The organism is Flavobacterium collinsii, from assembly GCF_902804485.1.
Lineage (GTDB): Bacteria > Bacteroidota > Bacteroidia > Flavobacteriales > Flavobacteriaceae > Flavobacterium > Flavobacterium collinsii.
The window spans coordinates 80,563-99,378 of the sequence record NZ_CADCST010000107.1 but is presented as its reverse complement, the minus strand read 5'-3'; the positions used below and the strand labels follow the sequence as shown (position 1 = coordinate 99,378).

Sequence of the window (18,816 nt, the reverse complement as noted above, 5' to 3'; positions counted from 1 at the left end):
CTATTATAATCATGAAAGACCACATCAGGGAATTGATGGAAAAAAGCCAATTGAAATGATAAATCCGTTACCGAAATAAGTAACTTTTACAATTTCGACAGAGGAGACTCGAGCGATAACGACTGACGAAGTAGATCACTCTAGCTGATCGACAAAGATAGTCGTCACTATAGCACACGGATGACGCGGATTCGCTTTGCGAAAACACGGATTATGACGGATTTTTTTTCTCTCTTTCTTATAAAATCAATCTTGTTATTTTCAAAGACAAACTTTACACAACAAACGCGACAGGTTTTAAAAACCTGTCACGTTTAATTGATCTTATAAATTTTTAATGAAGCACACTATTCGCTCAACTTCGGTAAAACCCGTTTTTTGATGAAAATCAATGCTTGCTGAATTCCCCAAATCAGTGTCGGAAGCGATTTGTTTAAATCCTTTTTGTTTCGCCCATTCTTCGGCTGCTTTTGTTAACTTCCGGGCAATGCCTTGCTTTTGATACGCTGGCTTTACATAAATAGCTTCAATGTAGGCAACGGGTAAGTCTTCTGCACCTTCAACATAGTCATTTCGCGTACTTAAATGTATGAATGCAATGTAGTCTTCCTCATGTCTGACAACATAACAAATTTCATTTTCTAAATCTATAATCGCTTTATAACTTTCGAATTCTTCGTCAAACGAACAGTCGTTCCAAAGCTCTAAAACTAATTCGACAAGTTGTTTTAAATTTTGTGATGAGATTACTTCAATGTTCATTTTAAAATCCCTTCCATATCTTTTGTATTAATGTCATATCTAAAATTTCTCTATTTTTAATTTTACAGTTCAATCAAAATTATAAAAATTTCCCATTAAATATTTAGCTTGAGAGTACTTAACAAATAAATAATTTGCTGAAATAAACTCACGAAACATTCGAGGATTTGCTTAAAAATCAAGTCCCGTTTCTTAATTGAGGCGGGATTTTTTTTTTTTAGATTTTTAGACTTCTTAGATAGCAGACATTTTAGATTTTTCTAAACACTTTGTCAGGCTAAGCCAAGTCGAAGCCCACACAAAATTCATTTATATTACTATTTTTTCCTCCATTAATATTACGGGTGTCTCGTTCGTGAAAACAAGTTTTGTAAATCCACACAAAATAGACTAGCAAGAAAATTGTAATTCAAAAAATAAATCAGAAAAATAGTCCAAATTATTTTAACTATATATACAAAATAATATACTTTTATAAAAAATCAATCAAACATTCTATACATGAAAAAAATTACTTTTTATTTTTTATTAACCTTTTCCTTTTTTGAAATTAATGCACAGGTTAGTGCTTACACATTTTCTCAAAGTGCTAGTGAATACAAAAGTATTACAACAGGAATAACTTTAGGTGTCACTAGAAATGAAGATCAAAAATTTGTAAATCCGGCGAATCTTTCCGGTGGCGCAACAGAAACGGGACCAGGATTCCCAATAGGATTTAATTTTACCTATAATGGAATTGTTTTTGATCGAGTTGGCGTTAGTACTAATGGATGGATTTCTTTAGGACAAAGTTCCTTAACCCCTTCTGTGAGCATGCAGACAACTTCAGCTACCCATTTATACTCAGTTTTATCCTCAACTTATGTTTCAACTCCAGCATATTTAAGAAATAGAATTGCCGGATTTCATGCTGACTTAAGTGGTGTACTTCATCAAACGATTTCTTCTCTCTCTTCAAACTTAAGAATCGCTACAATCGGAACTGCACCTAATCGTTCTTTAGTTGTACAATGGAATAATTATAAATATTATTCACATACTAGCGATTCTAATTTTGATTTTCAAATTATATTAAATGAAACCTCAAATGTAGTTGATATAGTGTATGGTACAATGCGATTTACTTACAGCGGTTCGTCTGCTCAAGTTGGATTAGGCGGTACTGAAAGTAGTGATTTCAACATTAGAAGTACTTTTCTTGTTAACGATTGGAACTACACCGTAGCCGGAAAAGACAATAGTAGTTATTGCTCTACAAACCAACAAGTTAAAAAACCTACAAGTGGAACTAAATTTTCATGGACACCAAATAAAAACTTAAGTACACCTACTTTCGATTTATCAGATTTGAATGTTTATCCAAATCCTGTAAAGAATATTTTAAATTTAAATTATAAAGATAAAATTGATAACGTAAAAATATTTAATCTACTTGGGCAGGAAATAATAAATAAAAATTTAAATTCTAATAGTGACGAAATTGACATGTCACAAATGCTAGCTGGTGTTTATATCGCTAAAATTACAGTTGATGGCGATATAAAAACATTAAAAATTATAAAGGAATAATTTAATTTTATATTCTAAATTTAAAGTCTCTGTTTTCAGAGACTTTTTTTATGCACTAACTCTAAACTAATAATATCAATGATAAAACTTTAGAAAAACAAAATTTAAACATAAGAATATACATACATTTGTTACACGCAAAATCTAAACAAAAATAGTCTTTCAACAAAAAACATGTTTTTTACCAACAGTAATCTTTATAAAAGAATTTTAAATACCTTTGAAATATGAGCACAGCAACCAAACCAAAACACATTGGCAGAAACATCAGCCGAATAAGAGAGCTTAAAGGTATGAAGCAGGAAGCACTGGCGATTGCGATTGGCGTAAGTCAGCAATCTGTTTCTAATTTAGAAGCGAGCGAAACGATTGAAGCCGCAAAACTTGCAGAAATTGCAAAAGTACTTGGCGTTACCGTTGAAGCTATTGAAAATTTTTCGGAAGAGAATGTTATCAATTATTTCAATACTTTTCACGAATCTGTTACTGGTAGCTTTATAACTAATAATTCCTGTAATTTCAATCCTCTTGATAAAGTGGTGGAGCTTTACGAACGTTTGGTTCAGGCTGAAAAAGACAAAAACGAATATTTAGAAAAATTACTAAAAGGAAAATAATTCCTCACAAATATTAATTATACAAAAGCACAAATATCTTTTTATTTTGTGTTTTTTTTATAAACTAACCTATGAAAAAACTAACCATTCTTTTATTTCTGATTTTACTTTCCTTTACAAACAAAGTAAATGCACAAAATGCTCAGACAATTTTTCTAGACAACCTCGAATCATTTGAACGATTAGCAAACAATGAAAATGAATCTATGAGCCTGAACAAAGTTTACGAAGCCCGAAAGTTTCTAATAGACATCACCGGCATTACCTACAAAATGGAAGAGGTATTTGATATGCCTGTATTTCCGCCTGATAAAACTATAAAAAAGTGGAGATCTTGGTTTGAAAAAAATAAAGATCTTTTATATTATGACGAAAAAGAGAAAGAAGTAAAAGTAAGAAAAAAGTAAAAAAACTATTTTCGCTCAACAAACCTAACAGCATAAAACCATGAAAATTACGATTCCCCTGTCGGTATTATTTTTATTACTTACTACTACTTTATTCGGTCAGACAATTGCCGATCTAAAACTAAAACCAAAAGAAATCCCCAAAGGCTACACTTTAAACGATGGAAATATTTGTATTACTCCACAAGCTTGTACTTTTTATAATGATATTGAAACCTACGCCAGCATTGTTGGAACCTTAAAAAGTAAATCGATTCAAAATTTTAAAAGTAAAACGGATCGAGGATCTATAATGTATTTTGAATTTGAACACACTTTTAAGGGCGATCGATTTCTGCAAGGATTACTTTGGGGAAAAGACGGTCAGCCAACTGATGAGCGTCCGGAAGAATATCTTGCGAAAGGAAAATTTCTGATTATCTGGAACTTTCATCCTAACAGTGTCCTCAAAGAAAAATCAGTAACGAAGATCGAGGCGATTTTACAATAAGAAAGAACCAACAAATACAAAAATGAACAGACCAGGAGCCGTTGGAGCATTGCTTGACATTTACGAACAGACAATTTTAGATCTTACCAACGTTATCAAAAGTATTCCGGACGATGCTTTGACCATCATCATAGACGAAACAACAACAGACGAAGATTGTAAATCCATACAAAACATTCTGTCTCACGTAGTAAGTTCCGGTTATAGCTATGCTATCAGTATTCATAACCTTAAAGGGCACAATATGCAACGACCTGGCAAAATTTTTCATGTCACCATTGCCGAATATCTGAAAGATTTAACGAATGTTTTTCTTTTTACTGAAAGTGTTTTCAGAGAAATTAAAGACAATGAATTAGAACAATTTGACGACTCACTAAAAATAAAAACAGGTTGGGGACAATTGTACGACATTGAACAAATTACAGAACATGCCATTGTACATATCCTTCGACACAAGCGACAAATTGAAAAAATAAAATCCAGTCAATTGAACTAGAATTTTCTCTAACTTCGCTTACAATAAAAAATTACCACCCAACAAAATGAAAAATAAATCAAACCCCGTTGTTTATTTTGAAATTCCGGTAGCCAACATCGAAAGAGCCATACATTTTTATTCGGCAGTTTTTAGTTTTGAATTTGAGCGGGAACGTATTCATGATAATGAAATGGCTTTTTTTCCGCTTACCGAAGGTAATAACGGTATTTCGGGAGCTTTGGCACAGGGAGAAATATACAATCCAACCCTAAACGGAACTCTTGTGTATTTTAATACTGAAGATATTGAAGAAACGCTGAATCTGGCTGTAAAAAATGGTGCCGAGATTTTATTTCCCATAACCTCAAACGGCGAATTTGGCTGGGTAGCAGAATTTAAAGACTGTGAGGGAAACAGAATCGCACTTCACATGAGTAAAAAAGGATAATTTAAATGATAACTGGCTAATTTAATTCTTTAAAACTCCTTTTTATTCCCAAAAAACATCAAAAAACATCAAAATGAAAATTCAAACACGAACACTCTTTTATGCAATCCTTTTCTTTTTATATCTTACTTCAACTTCTCTTTTACTGCAGTTGGGTGAGAAATTAGGAACAGATCCCTACATTACTTTGGGTTGTGGCTTTGCGATTCTAAATATCATTTACTCCTTTTTGGGATTAAAATGGAAACCTGTGCTAAATGTAATCTGCTCTATTGTAATTGCAGCATTGTCACTATTCTTAGCTGTTCAGTTTGCCAACTTACATCTGCTTTCCAAATACGATCCTTACTTAGTTAAAACGGCTATATTCACCAATGCTATTTTATCAATCCTCTTTTGGGAAATTGTATATCAGGTGAAAATTAGGAAAACAAATTAAAAACATAAAATTAAATTATCTCTTCTTATCGATAAAAGGCAAAATGATAATCTTAACTATAACTTCAAAAAGATTTTTTGTTAAAAAAACACATTAAACAAGAAATAATCAATAAAAACAGCTTGCTTTTTAAGTATTATTCTTAAAATTTATCATATTTTAGCAACACCAAAAATTCAAAGACAAATAAACCAGAGCCATTATAAAAGAAATGATGGAATTAAAAAAACAGGTAAAATGAAAATAAAAGTTTTAGTTTTATTATTTCTTACGATTGCAAAAGTGAATGCTCAAATAGTTACTGAAGAAATTAATTTTAACAATTTTACTTCTACAACTGATAACGATTTATCAAACAAGTTTGCAAAACCACTTCCAGAGTATGACTATCAACAAAGTAGTGATGGAAGCAATGGCTATTTTCTAACAACCAGTTTAGATGGTGCAGCAACAAGACCTTTAAGATTATGTTCTAAGTTTAAAGGTGTAGACACCGAGACCATGACTCTTTCGATAGACTACAAAACTCAATTTTATCTTACTGCAATAACGGATTATTACAATTCTGTTGGCTTTTTTATAGCAAAAGAGAGCGGAGAAACTGTTTTATCAGCTAAACTTTCAAATTCTGACAATAGATACGGCAAGAACTTAGATATAACTGGATTATCTGACCCAAATCCAACTTACAACCCTTCTTTTACCCAAAGTGATATCGTAAATAATAATTGGTACAGACTAACATTTGAGATAACCAAAATTGGTACAAGTAAGTTTTCCATTACTGCCAAAATATTTGATCTTGGCTTAAATGGGACATCAAACCCTGTTTTGAAAGTGACAAATAAAAAAGAGGGGTATAACTACTACTTCAACTCGAATAACACTATGAACATTCATATTGTAGGTGCTCGTTGGGGAGATGTTAAGTATCTCGATAATTTCAAAATCTCCGGATTTAAAAATGGGAGTAATTGCGAAAAATTATCCAATGAAGATTTTTTAAGCGAAAAGGAGATTATTGCTTATCCAAATCCATTTTACGATCGAATTCTGACCAATAAAGAAGTTACAAAAGTTAATATTTATAATTTAAACGGTCAACTGATTTCATCCTCTTCTAATATAAATAAAGAAATAGCTGTTGAAAAATTAGCAACCGGAACCTATATATTTGAAATATTTTCGAATGATGGAGTTCAAAGAAAAAAATTAGTAAAAAAATAATAGTGATTACACCTATTATTTGTTCTCATTTTTTTTAATCTCTCAAACCATATATTTGTCGATAATACAAGTACATCTATTCCCTTTTGAGTAGCCAATTTATGCTTTAAAACTAGATTTCCAAAAATATGCTTCTTTTATCAAGAAGACTGACTTTAGCCTAATTGAAATTATTCCAATTGGGCTATTACTGTTTTCTGGAGCAATTTTAAAACGAAAATTGTATTCAGAAAACAGTCCTATCTGATTAAATCAGCTAATTCCATATAACATACTATTTCAACCTGTGGGAAACGTATAATATGTATCAGTATTAAATTTCACATTTGAGAATTTCTACAAATTATACTTTTTAAAACTTCTTAAACTCCGTTTCTATATCTTAGCTATTTCAAAAATCACATTTTAAAAATATGAAATTTAATATTTTTCTCCTCTCTGCCTTTATCTTTATCTCTTGCAAAAAAGACCCCAAAACCGAAGTTACAAAAGCGCCAACTGCGGTAAAAGATAATGTTCAAGTGTCTGACGAAAAAGAAAATCGCAACAAATCAGATACGATTGTAATTTCGGCCAAACATAAAACAAACAAAATTACATGTGATTTGGATGGAGACGGAAAAAATGAAACGGTTGAAATTGTAAGAGGCACAAAAAGTGGCAAAAGCGGTTTTCGAATTGTTTTCGGAAATGGAACCCAAACAGATTATTTAGGAATGGGAACCACTGTTCTTAATCAGGGTTTTGATGAAATCGACTGGGCCGGAATATTTGAAAAAGCTCCAAAAGGAGAAATCTACTGGAATAATGTAAATGATGACGGAGAGATTATGGGCGACGAAGAAATAAAAGAAGAAGATAAAATCAAACTCCCAAATGACGGAATCTTTATTCATGCCGAAGAGAGCTGCGGAGGCGGGATTATTTATCTGAAAGACGGAAAATACGAATGGATTCAACAGGAATAGATCGACAATGCTATTTAAAAACAATAACCAATTTTAAATCAAGATCACTATAAACAAAAACCTCCAAATCAAAATGAAGAAAACCCTAATTTTTCTATTATTTCTTTTTACAATGCCCATTATAGCGCAGAAAGTAAAATTTCCTGAGTATCCTATTTACGATGACGTATTAAGACGATTGACTAATGATTATATAATGCTTATTGAAGAACAAACTGAAAGTCTCAAAAACAAAGATAATGTCAACACAATTCTTCAAAATACATTACATTACTATTATAAAAAATTCAACAAGACAAATTCGTCTCATATGAAAATGTATTTTTCTAAAGGAAAAGTTAATAAATATGTAAGTTTCGCCGGCATAACAGAAGATTCTTTATACTCAGCAAAAACATTCATGAATGATACTCTTGTAGGTTCTATAGAATTTGAAAACAATCAGGATTTAGGACATGGTTTTCAACATCAAATTGAAAAAGGCAAGCTTTTAAAAATTATAACCAATTACTCAGAGAAAAATAGAAAAAATAATAATTACACAAAATATAACAATGGCATACAAGTCACAGACTTTGTTTTTCAAGATAATCGACTTCTTAAGATACAAAATCTGGAACAAGCTGCAGGTAAACCACGAGTAAATGTTGACTATTTATATAAAGACAAAAATATACTAGAAATAAAGTATAATAAAGGCATAAATAGCATTGAGATCTATTCTATTCAAAAAATTAATAATGAAGAAAAAAACATTTTTAATTATAGTTATGCTCGGGCAGAAAATCTGCTTGTAGAAAATTTAGATTATAATTTTCTATTAAATTATGTAGAAAAAAATGCCACCGAGAAAAGCACAAAAGAATATGATGCCGAAGGGAATCTTATTTACAGACGAGAGACTGATGATTATATTGAAAGAAAATTTTATAAAAATGATAAAATAGCAACAATTAAAGTCTACAATAAAGATATCCCAAAAAGATCTATTGTCTTTAAATATAATACTCGAAATCAAATTGAGGATGAAGCCGAAATCGATAATAATGGGGTCGCAGATAAAAGAGTACAAAGCACATACAATAATTTTGGTGATCTTATTTCGCAAAAAACTCAAATGTTTACTGATGGCAAACCTTTTCATACATCTATTTACACTTATGAATATAAATACGATAAGTACAACAACTGGATTGAAAGAAAGACATCATTAAATAGAGAGCTGAGCGATTTAAAAATAAGAACTATTGAGTATAATAACTAAAACGATAACATACAAACTACTTTGAATATGAAAAGTACAGCAGAAATTACCAATCGTTTTAGAGAAGTCATTTTAAACGGAACTTGGATTGCCAACACCAATTATAAAGGCCAGCTGCAAAATCTGGATTGGAAAATTGCTGTAACTCCTGTCAAAAACCTTAATACTATCTCACTTTTGGCACAGCATGTTCACTATTATATTAGTGGAATAAATAATGTTTTTAAAGGGGGATCACTGGATATAAAAGACAAATTCAGCTTTGACTTCGCCCCTATTCATTCGCAGGGAGAATGGCAGGCTTTTCTAACTAAATTCTGGAATTCTGCTGAGGAATTTGCCTCTTTTGTAGAAGAAATGCCCAACGAAAAACTGGATCAGGTCTTTGTCGACGAAAAATACGGAACCTACAAAAGAAATATCGAAGCCATGATTGAGCACAGTTACTATCATCTGGGACAAATTGTTTTGATCAAAAAACTGCTAACAGAATAATATTAAACATGGCTTCCTCCCTTATTTACCTGTTGAAATAATTTTAAAAAAGGCATAGTTGTTGAAAGTTAAAAAAGATATATTTACACCTTCAATTAAAAAATATCATGCAAAAAATTACGCTTCTATTTTCAATATTATTTTTAGCACTGTCATCCTGTGGTGTAAAAACTACTCAGTCCATGCTCAGCGATGGAAATTACGATGGAGCTATAGACCGTGCGGTCGAAGCTTTACGAACTAAAAAAGATTCTAAAGGAAAACAAGATTACGTGTATTTGCTGGAAGAGGCTTTCGCAAAAGCCAAAGACAGAGACTTGCGTAATTTGGAGCTAATAATAAAAGAAGCAAATCCGATAAATGCCGAACGCACTTACAATACCTACATGCAGTTGAACAATCGTCAGGAGAAAATTAGACCATTATTGCCTCTGCAACTGTTGAAACAAGGAAGAAGCGCCACATTCCAGTTTGATAACTATACGAATCAGATCATAAGCAGCAAAATTGCATTGTCGAGATATTTGTATGAAAATGCTTCTGCACTTTTGAAATCAAATAACAAACTGGATTTTAGAAAAGCCTACGATGATTTTTTCTATTTGGAAAGTATTAGTCCAAACTACAAAAACACCAAAAAACTGATGGACGATGCACAGTTTAAAGGAACCGATTTTGTAGATGTTTATGCTACAAATGAAACCAATATGGTCATTCCGAAACAGCTTCAGGATGATTTGCTGGATATTAAAACCTACGGACTAAATGATAAATGGACTGTTTATCATAGCCTAAGACAAAAAGGAGTCGTTTACGATTATAGTTTGATTGTAAACTTCGTGCAGATTAATATTTCGCCTGAGCAAATCAAAGAAAAAGAATTCATCAAAGAAAGACAAATCAAAGACGGTGTAAAAACGCTTCTGGACAGCCGAGGAAGACCTGTTAAAGACAGCCTGGGCAAAGAAATAAAAGTAGACAATTACAGAATGCTACGTGCAAATGTATACGAGTTCAGACAATTTAAATCTTGCCAGGTTACGGCAAAAGTCGATTATGTTGATTCAAGAACAAACCAGTTACTTCAGTCCTTTCCTATAAGCAGCGAATTTATTTTTGAGAATATTTACTCTACCTATAAAGGGGACAGAAATGCCTGTGAAGATAGTTACATCAGCTATTTCAACAAACGCGTGGTCCCATTCCCAAACAACGAACAAATGGTGTTTGATACAGGAGAAGATCTAAAAGCCAGATTGAAAGATATTATCGTTAGAAATAAATTCAGAAGATAAATTGGTAACAGTCAGAAATAAAGCTAAGTAAAAAAACAATGATAGAAAAATTCGATCGAACCACTCCTGAAGGCGCCGTAAAGTATTTTCGCAGCTGTATTTTGAATGGAGATCTACATGGAGCTTTAAGTTGCTTTGATAAAGAAGCTGTATATATTGACAGAGACGGATCTGAAATTAAAGGTTTAGAAAATATCGAAAAAGCCATGCTACACCTCTGCAACTGGAAACCTGAAATAAAAGGTAGCAAACACAAAGCAACAATTGTGGGCGATCAGGCAGTTTGGATTGATAAATGGTCGATGAAAGCCAAAACACCCGATGGAGATCCTATTGAAATGAGCGGTGCAACAAGTTGTTTGATGCAACGCAACGACAACGGAATTTGGTTATGGCTGGTCGACAATCCTTTTGCAGCAGAAATTCTTGAAATCTGATTTTTCCATTATTTAGGATGTGACACCCAAAAAATTGTCGATATAATATTGTTCGCCGCTAATAGTACTTTTACTAAACTATAAATTTGATATCAAATGAAAAAAGTAACAATTCTATTTTTAGTATCATTTTGTTTCACAGGCTGTGTTACTCAATCGCAGACAACCAAAACTTCTACCGTTATGACAAAGCAGCAATCTTATCCAAAAGCATTAGTTGATTACGACGATTTTAAAAATCTTGTTACCGAAGTCGAAAAGGCAAGAGCAAATCATTTGGTGAGTCTTGACCTTTTTCTTAAAATGAGTCAGGAAGACAATACCATTATTCTGGACACGCGTTCTGACTTTCGTTATAACCGAAAACATTTAAAAGGGGCTATTCACCTTGATTTTACCGACTTTACACAAGAAAATCTTCATCAATTAATTCCTGATCCTAACACCCGAATATTGATTTACTGCAACAACAATTTTAATGGTGACCCAATAGATTTTGCTTCAAAAATGGCTATTCCTAAAAGTGCCCCTGAGTCTCAGATTTTAGGCAATAGAAAACCTGTCATGTTAGCGCTGAACATTCCTACACATATTAACCTTTATGGCTACGGCTATAAAAACATCTACGAACTTGACGAATTGGTTCATGTAAACGACACTCGAATAAAATTTGAAGGAACCGAAGTAAAGTAACAGTTCTACTTCATACTCAAGCTCTTTTTTGAGACCATTAACTTTACCCTAAAAATTCCGCTTCACTTATCTTAACGCACAGATCCACAATCTGAAAGCAATCCTTATGCTATTTTTCAGCATCAATTAAGGAGCTTACGGTTTCACGTACTATAATGCCATTTTAATGCCTTATATTTAGCGTCAAAAAAAAATATCAAAACATTTTTTATCAAAATTTATTTAATAAATTCCTAATTATCATTAAAAAATAACTCTATTAAAATCAATTATACAACAACCAAACTTTAATGAAAAAACAAATCTTATTTCTTGTAACAGCCTTTATGGCAGCCCTAAACAGCTATTCTCAAGTCGCTTTTGAAAACGGTTACTTCATCAATGAGAACAATCAAAAGATAAATTGCTTAATTGAAAATCTGGATTGGAAAAACGCCCCAAACAGTTTCAGATACCAACTCCCTGAAAACAAAGACATTCTTACGGCAGACCTTAAAGCTGTAAAAGAATTTACAATCATAGGACAAAGCAAATACATCAAAACTTTAGTCAAAATAGACCGTTCTTCAAAACAAATTGAAAATATGAGTACGGATAAAGACCCCCTTTTTAAAGAACAAACTTTATTCTTAAAAGTTCTAATTGAAGGAAAGGCCTCTCTTTACTTGTATAGAGATGAGTCTTCAACATATTTCTTTTATAAGAAAGATGATTCGCAAATAAAACAGTTGATATTCAAAAATTACTTGGTTAACTCAAATTCATTTATTGCTAAAAATAATTACTTCAGAGAGCAGCTTTTTATTGACCTAAAATGCGATAACATACTTCAAAAAGAATACGAAAATCTGGGTTACACTCACAATCAACTCTTGAAGTTTTTCATTAAATACAACAAATGTAGCGATACTCATTTTGTCGAATTTGAAACAAAAGAAAAAAAGGATTTGTTCAATCTAACCGTCAGACCACGATTAAACAGCAGTTCTCTATCCATAAATAACCCGGCTGTCGATTATTATGATTTTAAATTTGATTCTAAAACAAATCTGAGTGTGGGTATCGAAGCAGAGTTTATTTTACCCTTTAATAGAAATAAATGGGCAATAATTGGAGAACCAACTTATCAATACTATAGTGGTGAAAAATCTAAACAAACCTCAAATTTGGTAGGTGGTGAAGTAAACGTAAAAGTCGATTACAGTTCAATTGAACTTCCAATAGGAATTAGGCATTACTTTTTTCTTAAAAATGATTTTAAAATTTTTGCGAATGCATCATTTGTATTCGATTTTGCTTTAAATTCAAAAATAGAATTCACCAGAAAAGACGGATCGAAAATTAGCACTTTGGATATTAAATCCGGTAACGGCGTCGTATTAGGAGTTGGGGGGAAACTTCTTGACAAGTACAGTGTAGAATTTAGATACCAGATCGGCAGATCTATTCTAAATGAATATCTTTCATGGAATTCTTCATTTACAACTGCTTCAGTGATAGTAGGATATTCCTTTTTCTAAAGCATTTTAATAAAATTAAACGCTTAATAAATCCCTTTCGTTGTTTGATGAAAGGGATTTAATTTATAGTTGCTTTTTAAGAATATTTTCCTCCCCTATTACGATTTTAGAATGCCATAAATTTGTATTTTCGTTCGATATAACTTTCCTTTATCACTCAATAACATTTGATCCCATTGCCACTAAATACTACAATAATGAACAAATTTTTTATCCTTGCCCTTTTATTCCTTTCTACAACTTGTATCTTTTGCCAAACCAATAAAACAAAACCAACAGAAACCGGAAAACCATTTGTATTAGGTGTTATCGATGAGATTCAATCGAAGGAATTAGGAGAAAAAAGAATCCTGAATATCTATCTTCCGGACGGTTACAAAGCTGAAGATGCGACAAAATATCCGGTGATTTATTTATTAGACGGGTCAGCTGATGAAGATTTTATTCATATCGCCGGCCTGGTACAGTTTAATAGTTTTGAATGGATCAATCAGGTTCCCAAATCAATTGTTGTGGGAATTGCGACTGTCGACAGAAGAAGAGACTTTACATTCCCGACAACTATCGAAAAAGATCAAAAAAGGTTTTCAACTTCAGGTCATTCTGATAAATTCATTGCTTTTATCGAAAAAGAATTACAGCCATTCATCGAAAAAAAATACAAGACCAATGCTTCTAAAACCCTTATGGGACAATCATTGGGAGGATTAATAGGAACTGAAATTCTACTAACAAAACCGACACTTTTTAATAAATATGTTATTGTAAGTCCAAGTATTTGGTGGAATAATGGTTCCATACTAAATCTCGATAGCGCCATTTTTCAGGAAAATTTCAGTCCGCAGACAGATATTTATATTGCGGTCGGAAAAGAAGGACTTACACCAACTGAAATTCCAAGAGTAATGGAAGTAGATGCCAATTTACTGGCTGAGAAAATTAAAGCTTCAAAAAGCAAAAACATAAAAGTCTATTTTGACTATCTACCACAGGAAAATCATGCTACTATTTTGCATCCGGCAGCTTCTAATTCGTTTCGTTTTTTCTATCCTATAAAAGAGAAAGAATAAAAACCAAATATAGCACGACCCAAAAAAATATTTTTTTTAAACTAATGGAAAATAAAGACCCAAATAAATTAGACAATCCGGTTTGGTATTCCTTATCCGAAAGTCATTCCGCATTTGCCCTTGATTATGATGGTACTAAATTTTACGATCCGGAGTATTGTCCGTTTGGAGGTTTTGTAAATCCTGAAAGCACTTTAAAAGCCGGAAAACAATATGCTGCTTTAACGGATTCTTTTTTTATAGTAGGTGAAAAACCTGAAATCCCAGATTCTTTAGAAATAACTAAAGAACTGGTTTGTCTGCAAATGGTTGTTCACGACAAAATGCAACTTACAGGCGATACTAAAATCGCCAAACTTACCGAAAATCATAATGCCGAATTACTACACTTGGTTAATTTAGTTCAGCCGGGATATTTTAAAACCAAAACTCCTTTATTAGGCAATTATTACGGAATTTTTAAGGGAAACCAATTGATCGCAGTCACAGGTGAACGCATGAAAATGAATGATTTTACAGAAGTCAGTGCCATTATCACACATCCCGATCACACAGGGAAAGGTTACGCTAAACAATTGATTACGCATGTTGTAAATCGAATTTTAGACGAAAACAAAATTCCTTTTTTACATGTTGTCGAAAGTAATATTGGCGCTATTGGCTTATATGAAAAACTAGGTTTTATGACAAGAAGAAAAATCAGCTTTTGGAATGTTTCCAAAAAACAGTAATTTTATATTGCTCTAAATACTAGTCTAAAAATCGTTTTTAACATCATAATCCTTAAGATATGACACCAAATAAACAAACTGTAACCGAATATATGGACGCTTTTAGAGTAAGTGACCACAAACGTATTTTAGATTGTCTTACTGATGATGTCATTTGGGAAATGCCCGGAATTTATCAGCATGTTGGTAAAGAGGCTTTTGATAAAGAAATTGAAAACGACAATTTTACAGGCAGTCCCACCATTCAAATTACAAAACTGATTGAAGAAAATGATATCGTTATTGCCGAAGGTGCCGTTCAGGGAAACATGAAAAACGGCAATAAACTGGATGCCGTTTTCTGTGATGTTTTTGAGATGGAAAAAGGGAAAATACGAAAACTTACTTCGTACCTTATGTCAAAAAATACAAGTTTAAAATTTGAATAAGTTAAACTGTAAAATTCAGAAATAGTTCCTCTTATTATTCCCTTCTTTTTGAGCATTTCCAATCTAAAATTCTATCCCAGCCAGCCATCACGATCCAAACTTCGGTACTGAATCGCTTCGGCAATATGCTGTGATATTACATGAGGTGCCACCTCTAAATCGGCTATAGTTCGGGCCACTTTCAAAATTCTATCGTAAGCCCGGGCAGACAGATTCAATCGTTCCATAGCCGTTTTAAGCAACTCTTTTGACTGATCATCGAGAGCACAAAACTCCCGAATGAGTTTACTGCTCATTTGCGCATTGTAATGCACATTTTCCATCGTTTCAAAACGTTTGGTTTGAATTTCTCGTGCGGCAGTGACCCGTTTACGGATCTCAACACTACTCTCGGCTTTTCGATCATCGGCCAGTTTTTCAAAAGGAACGGGGGTGACTTCAATATGAATATCAATTCTATCCAGTAATGGCCCTGATATCTTACTCAAATAACGGTGCATCTCATGTGGTGAAGAAGTATTAGGCATAGTGGGATCGTTAAAAAAACCACTTGGACTCGGATTCATACTCGCCACAAGCATAAACGAAGAAGGATAAGTTACCGTAAATTTAGCACGTGAAATCGTAACTTCCCGATCTTCAAGCGGCTGACGCATTACTTCCAAAACGTCGCGCTTAAACTCCGGTAATTCATCTAAAAATAAAACGCCATTATGAGCCATCGAAATTTCTCCGGGTTGCGGATAACTTCCTCCTCCAACAAGGGCAACATTCGAAATAGTGTGGTGCGGGCTTCGAAAAGGCCTTTGATTCATTAACCCTACTTCTTTTAACTTTCCTGCAACACTGTGAATTTTTGTTGTTTCGAGAGCTTCACGTAAAGTCATAGGAGGCAAAATACTGGGTACTCTCTTCGCCAGCATGGTTTTTCCGGCTCCAGGCGGACCAATTAAAATAATATTGTGACCACCGGCCGCAGCAATCTCCATACAACGTTTTATACTTTCCTGCCCACGAACATCCGAAAAATCAAATTCAGGAAAATCCAGAGTTTTATAAAATTCGGTACGAGTATCAATAATAGTAGGTTCAAGCGTTCCTCTTCCGTTAAAAAAATCGATAACATCTTGAAGTTTTTCAACACCGTAAACCTCCAGTCCTGTAACTATAGCAGCTTCTTTCACATTTTGAATGGGTAGAAAAAAACCTTTATACCCTTCTTCTTTTGCTTTTATTGCGATAGGCAATGCTCCCCGAATGGGTTGTAAACTTCCATCTAAAGAAAGTTCTCCCATAATAATGTATCTTTCAATCTCAGGCGCTTTTAGCTGATCTGAAGCCACCAAAATTCCCATTGCCAAAGTCAAATCGTAAGCAGAACCTTCTTTTCGCAGGTCGGCGGGAGCCATATTAATTGTTATTTTTTTACCCGGAAAATTCAATCCATTGTTCTTAAGCGCAGCGGCAATTCGATAACTGCTTTCCTTTATCGCATTATCTGGCAACCCAACTAAGTGATAACCAATCCCTTTATCCATATGTACCTCTACTGTAATTGTAGTTGCTTCTACTCCAAAAACGGCACTTCCATAAACTTTTACTAGCATAATTCCTATTCATTAAATGTTTCTAAATCTAATGAAAAACTTTCATATTTAATAGTTAAAATAGTACAAAATATTATTTTAATAATTTAGAAGTATCGTTTTTAAAAACTCCGAAAAAACAAAAAGGCTTCATCCGGTTAGAAGTAAACCAGTATTTATGCTTACCTTGCGAAAATATCATCGCATATCGGTCGATAATTTCGATTTCTAATTCACGGAATCTTACTGCAATTGATTTTGCATCTGTACAAGGGCTGAAAATTCACTATCAGCATAAATAATCTAAAATTTTAACAATGGAATTTAAAGTAATTAATTCGGTTTCCGGACACGACGACACCTGCACACCAACAATAATTGCCCATTTTTTACATACTCATTTAGAGCAATATGGAGACAAAATAGAAGATATTCTCAAAGCCATCGCCTACGTAATGAATCCGGACAAAGGAGGAAATATTATAATTGGTTTAGACAATGAAAAAATTATTGGCGCCGTGGTTTTAAACAATACCGGAATGAAAGATTATATCCCTGAAAACATATTGGTTTACATCGCCGTGGATCACTCTGAAAGAGGAAAAGGATACGGAAAAAAAATAATGGAAAAAGCAATTTCTATTGCAGAAGGAAACATTGCGCTTCATGTTGAGCCAGACAATCCGGCCAAAGCACTGTATGAAAAACTGGGATTTACAAACAAATATCTTGAAATGCGTCTAATCAAATAAACGCAAAATAATTAATTCAACAAAAACAAAGCCTAATGGCATTCCTAAAATTATATCGAAAGAAACTAAAAGAAAACTACGATTTCCTAAACTCAATTTTTGAATCAAAAAATATTCAATGGGGAGTTGTGTCCAAGCTTTTATGCGGAAACAAATTGTACCTGAAAGAAATTATTTCATTAGGAGTTAAACAAATACACGATTCGCGGGTCAGTAATTTAAAAAAAATAAAGGCACTTGACCCCACGATCCAGACGGTGTATATAAAACCGCCAGCAAAAAGAAGCATTCCAAATATTGTAAAGTACGCCGATGTAAGTTGTAATACCGAGATTTACACAATAAAGATGCTTTCTGAAGAAGCGAAAAAACAAAACACGATCCATAAAATCATCATTATGATTGAAATGGGAGATCTTAGAGAAGGTGTCATGGGCGAAGATCTTATCGAATTTTATGGTACAATTTTAAGTTTACCTAACATAGAAATTCTTGGAATTGGCACAAACTTAAATTGTCTTAGCGGAGTCATGCCTACTCAGGACAAACTCATACAATTAAGTTTGTACAAACAGCTAATTGAAGCCAAATTTAATATTGCCATTCCATGGGTCTCTGGCGGCACCTCTGTTGCCATTCCGCTGCTGCTTAAAAATGCCCGCCCAATGGAGGTTAATCATTTTAGAATTGGCGAGGCTCTCTTTTTTGGAAAAGATCTGTTTACCGGAGAAACAATAAAGGACATGCATAGTGATGTCTTTAAATTATTTGCTGAGATTATTGAAATAACGGAGAAACCAGACATTCCGACAGGTGAACTAGGCGAAAATGTAGCCGGTAATACTTTCTCCATGCAAGAAACCGAAGATTTAGGCGGAACCTCGTTAAGAGCTATTCTAGATATTGGATTACTGGATATGCAACCACAGTATCTGGAAGCAGTAGACAAAGAAATTACGATTGTAGATGCCAGTTCGGATATGTTAGTAATTGACATTTCGAGTTCAACACAAAAATATAAAGTCGGGGACTTGGTTTCATTCCATATCCAATATATGGGAGCTTTGTATTTGTTGAGTTCTAATTATATCGAAAAGAATATCGAATAAATAAGGATCACTTTGGTCTTTTAAT

The 18,816-nt window shown here is 33.1% G+C and carries 22 protein-coding genes; 20 read left to right on the top strand and 2 right to left on the bottom strand.

Annotated features, from left to right (window positions below):
• Positions 1-324: 324 nt before the first annotated feature.
• The gene (gene aac(6'), locus FLA105534_RS17570; RefSeq protein ID WP_173967397.1) at positions 325-762 is read right to left on the bottom strand and encodes an aminoglycoside 6'-N-acetyltransferase; all 438 of its coding nucleotides are present in this window, start codon (positions 760-762) and stop codon (positions 325-327) included.
• A gap of 501 nt (positions 763-1,263) precedes the next feature.
• On the opposite strand from aac(6'), the gene FLA105534_RS17565 reads away from it, so the two are divergent.
• From FLA105534_RS17565 to FLA105534_RS17480, 18 genes are all read left to right on the top strand, one after another.
• The gene (locus FLA105534_RS17565) at positions 1,264-2,334 is read left to right on the top strand and encodes a T9SS type A sorting domain-containing protein (protein WP_173967396.1); all 1,071 of its coding nucleotides are present in this window, start codon (positions 1,264-1,266) and stop codon (positions 2,332-2,334) included.
• Positions 2,335-2,561: 227 nt separating this feature from the next.
• Positions 2,562-2,951, top strand: a complete 390-nt coding sequence (locus FLA105534_RS17560) for a helix-turn-helix transcriptional regulator (RefSeq protein ID WP_173967395.1) — start codon at positions 2,562-2,564, stop codon at positions 2,949-2,951.
• A 71-nt stretch (positions 2,952-3,022) separates the two neighbouring features.
• Entirely contained in the window at positions 3,023-3,358 is a 336-nt protein-coding gene (locus tag FLA105534_RS17555) for a hypothetical protein (protein ID WP_173967394.1), read from the top strand.
• Positions 3,359-3,398: 40 nt separating this feature from the next.
• A complete protein-coding gene (locus FLA105534_RS17550) occupies positions 3,399-3,848 on the top strand; it encodes a hypothetical protein (protein WP_173967393.1) in 450 nt (149 codons plus the stop codon).
• Positions 3,849-3,870: 22 nt separating this feature from the next.
• Positions 3,871-4,347, top strand: a complete 477-nt coding sequence (locus tag FLA105534_RS17545) for a DinB family protein (RefSeq protein WP_173967392.1) — start codon at positions 3,871-3,873, stop codon at positions 4,345-4,347.
• A 46-nt stretch (positions 4,348-4,393) separates the two neighbouring features.
• A complete protein-coding gene (locus tag FLA105534_RS17540) occupies positions 4,394-4,777 on the top strand; it encodes a VOC family protein (protein WP_173967391.1) in 384 nt (127 codons plus the stop codon).
• Positions 4,778-4,850: 73 nt separating this feature from the next.
• A complete protein-coding gene (locus FLA105534_RS17535; RefSeq protein WP_173967390.1) occupies positions 4,851-5,216 on the top strand; it encodes a hypothetical protein in 366 nt (121 codons plus the stop codon).
• Positions 5,217-5,453: 237 nt separating this feature from the next.
• Entirely contained in the window at positions 5,454-6,443 is a 990-nt protein-coding gene (locus tag FLA105534_RS17530; protein ID WP_173967389.1) for a T9SS type A sorting domain-containing protein, read from the top strand.
• A gap of 413 nt (positions 6,444-6,856) precedes the next feature.
• On the top strand, positions 6,857-7,411 hold the full coding sequence (locus FLA105534_RS17525) for a hypothetical protein (protein WP_173967388.1): 555 nt from the start codon (positions 6,857-6,859) through the stop codon (positions 7,409-7,411).
• A gap of 73 nt (positions 7,412-7,484) precedes the next feature.
• Positions 7,485-8,675, top strand: a complete 1,191-nt coding sequence (locus FLA105534_RS17520) for a hypothetical protein (protein WP_173967387.1) — start codon at positions 7,485-7,487, stop codon at positions 8,673-8,675.
• Between the two features lie 27 nt (positions 8,676-8,702).
• Positions 8,703-9,170, top strand: coding sequence for a DUF1572 domain-containing protein (locus tag FLA105534_RS17515; protein ID WP_173967386.1), 468 nt, complete (start codon positions 8,703-8,705; stop codon positions 9,168-9,170).
• A 107-nt stretch (positions 9,171-9,277) separates the two neighbouring features.
• On the top strand, positions 9,278-10,465 hold the full coding sequence (locus FLA105534_RS17510; RefSeq protein ID WP_173967385.1) for a hypothetical protein: 1,188 nt from the start codon (positions 9,278-9,280) through the stop codon (positions 10,463-10,465).
• Positions 10,466-10,503: 38 nt separating this feature from the next.
• Positions 10,504-10,902 (top strand): YybH family protein, encoded by a 399-nt coding sequence (locus tag FLA105534_RS17505; protein WP_173967384.1) that lies wholly within the window; start codon positions 10,504-10,506, stop codon positions 10,900-10,902.
• Positions 10,903-11,085: 183 nt separating this feature from the next.
• The gene (locus FLA105534_RS17500) at positions 11,086-11,595 is read left to right on the top strand and encodes a rhodanese-like domain-containing protein (protein WP_246253260.1); all 510 of its coding nucleotides are present in this window, start codon (positions 11,086-11,088) and stop codon (positions 11,593-11,595) included.
• A gap of 290 nt (positions 11,596-11,885) precedes the next feature.
• Positions 11,886-13,115 carry a porin family protein gene (locus FLA105534_RS17495; protein WP_173967382.1) on the top strand — a complete coding sequence of 410 codons (1,230 nt, stop codon included), beginning with the start codon at positions 11,886-11,888 and terminating at the stop codon, positions 13,113-13,115.
• Positions 13,116-13,312: 197 nt separating this feature from the next.
• Positions 13,313-14,185, top strand: coding sequence for an alpha/beta hydrolase (locus FLA105534_RS17490; RefSeq protein ID WP_173967381.1), 873 nt, complete (start codon positions 13,313-13,315; stop codon positions 14,183-14,185).
• A 44-nt stretch (positions 14,186-14,229) separates the two neighbouring features.
• Positions 14,230-14,916 carry a GNAT family N-acetyltransferase gene (locus tag FLA105534_RS17485; RefSeq protein WP_173967380.1) on the top strand — a complete coding sequence of 229 codons (687 nt, stop codon included), beginning with the start codon at positions 14,230-14,232 and terminating at the stop codon, positions 14,914-14,916.
• Between the two features lie 59 nt (positions 14,917-14,975).
• Positions 14,976-15,344 carry a nuclear transport factor 2 family protein gene (locus FLA105534_RS17480; RefSeq protein ID WP_173967379.1) on the top strand — a complete coding sequence of 123 codons (369 nt, stop codon included), beginning with the start codon at positions 14,976-14,978 and terminating at the stop codon, positions 15,342-15,344.
• A gap of 71 nt (positions 15,345-15,415) precedes the next feature.
• On the opposite strand, the gene FLA105534_RS17475 is transcribed toward FLA105534_RS17480, so the two are convergent.
• Positions 15,416-16,951 carry a YifB family Mg chelatase-like AAA ATPase gene (locus FLA105534_RS17475; protein ID WP_173967378.1) on the bottom strand — a complete coding sequence of 512 codons (1,536 nt, stop codon included), beginning with the start codon at positions 16,949-16,951 and terminating at the stop codon, positions 15,416-15,418.
• A gap of 296 nt (positions 16,952-17,247) precedes the next feature.
• Here FLA105534_RS17475 and FLA105534_RS17470 point away from each other — a divergent pair, with 296 nt between their 5' ends.
• Positions 17,248-17,682 (top strand): GNAT family N-acetyltransferase, encoded by a 435-nt coding sequence (locus tag FLA105534_RS17470; protein ID WP_173967377.1) that lies wholly within the window; start codon positions 17,248-17,250, stop codon positions 17,680-17,682.
• Positions 17,683-17,717: 35 nt separating this feature from the next.
• On the top strand, positions 17,718-18,791 hold the full coding sequence (locus FLA105534_RS17465) for an alanine/ornithine racemase family PLP-dependent enzyme (RefSeq protein WP_173967376.1): 1,074 nt from the start codon (positions 17,718-17,720) through the stop codon (positions 18,789-18,791).
• The last annotated feature ends 25 nt before the right edge of the window (positions 18,792-18,816 follow it).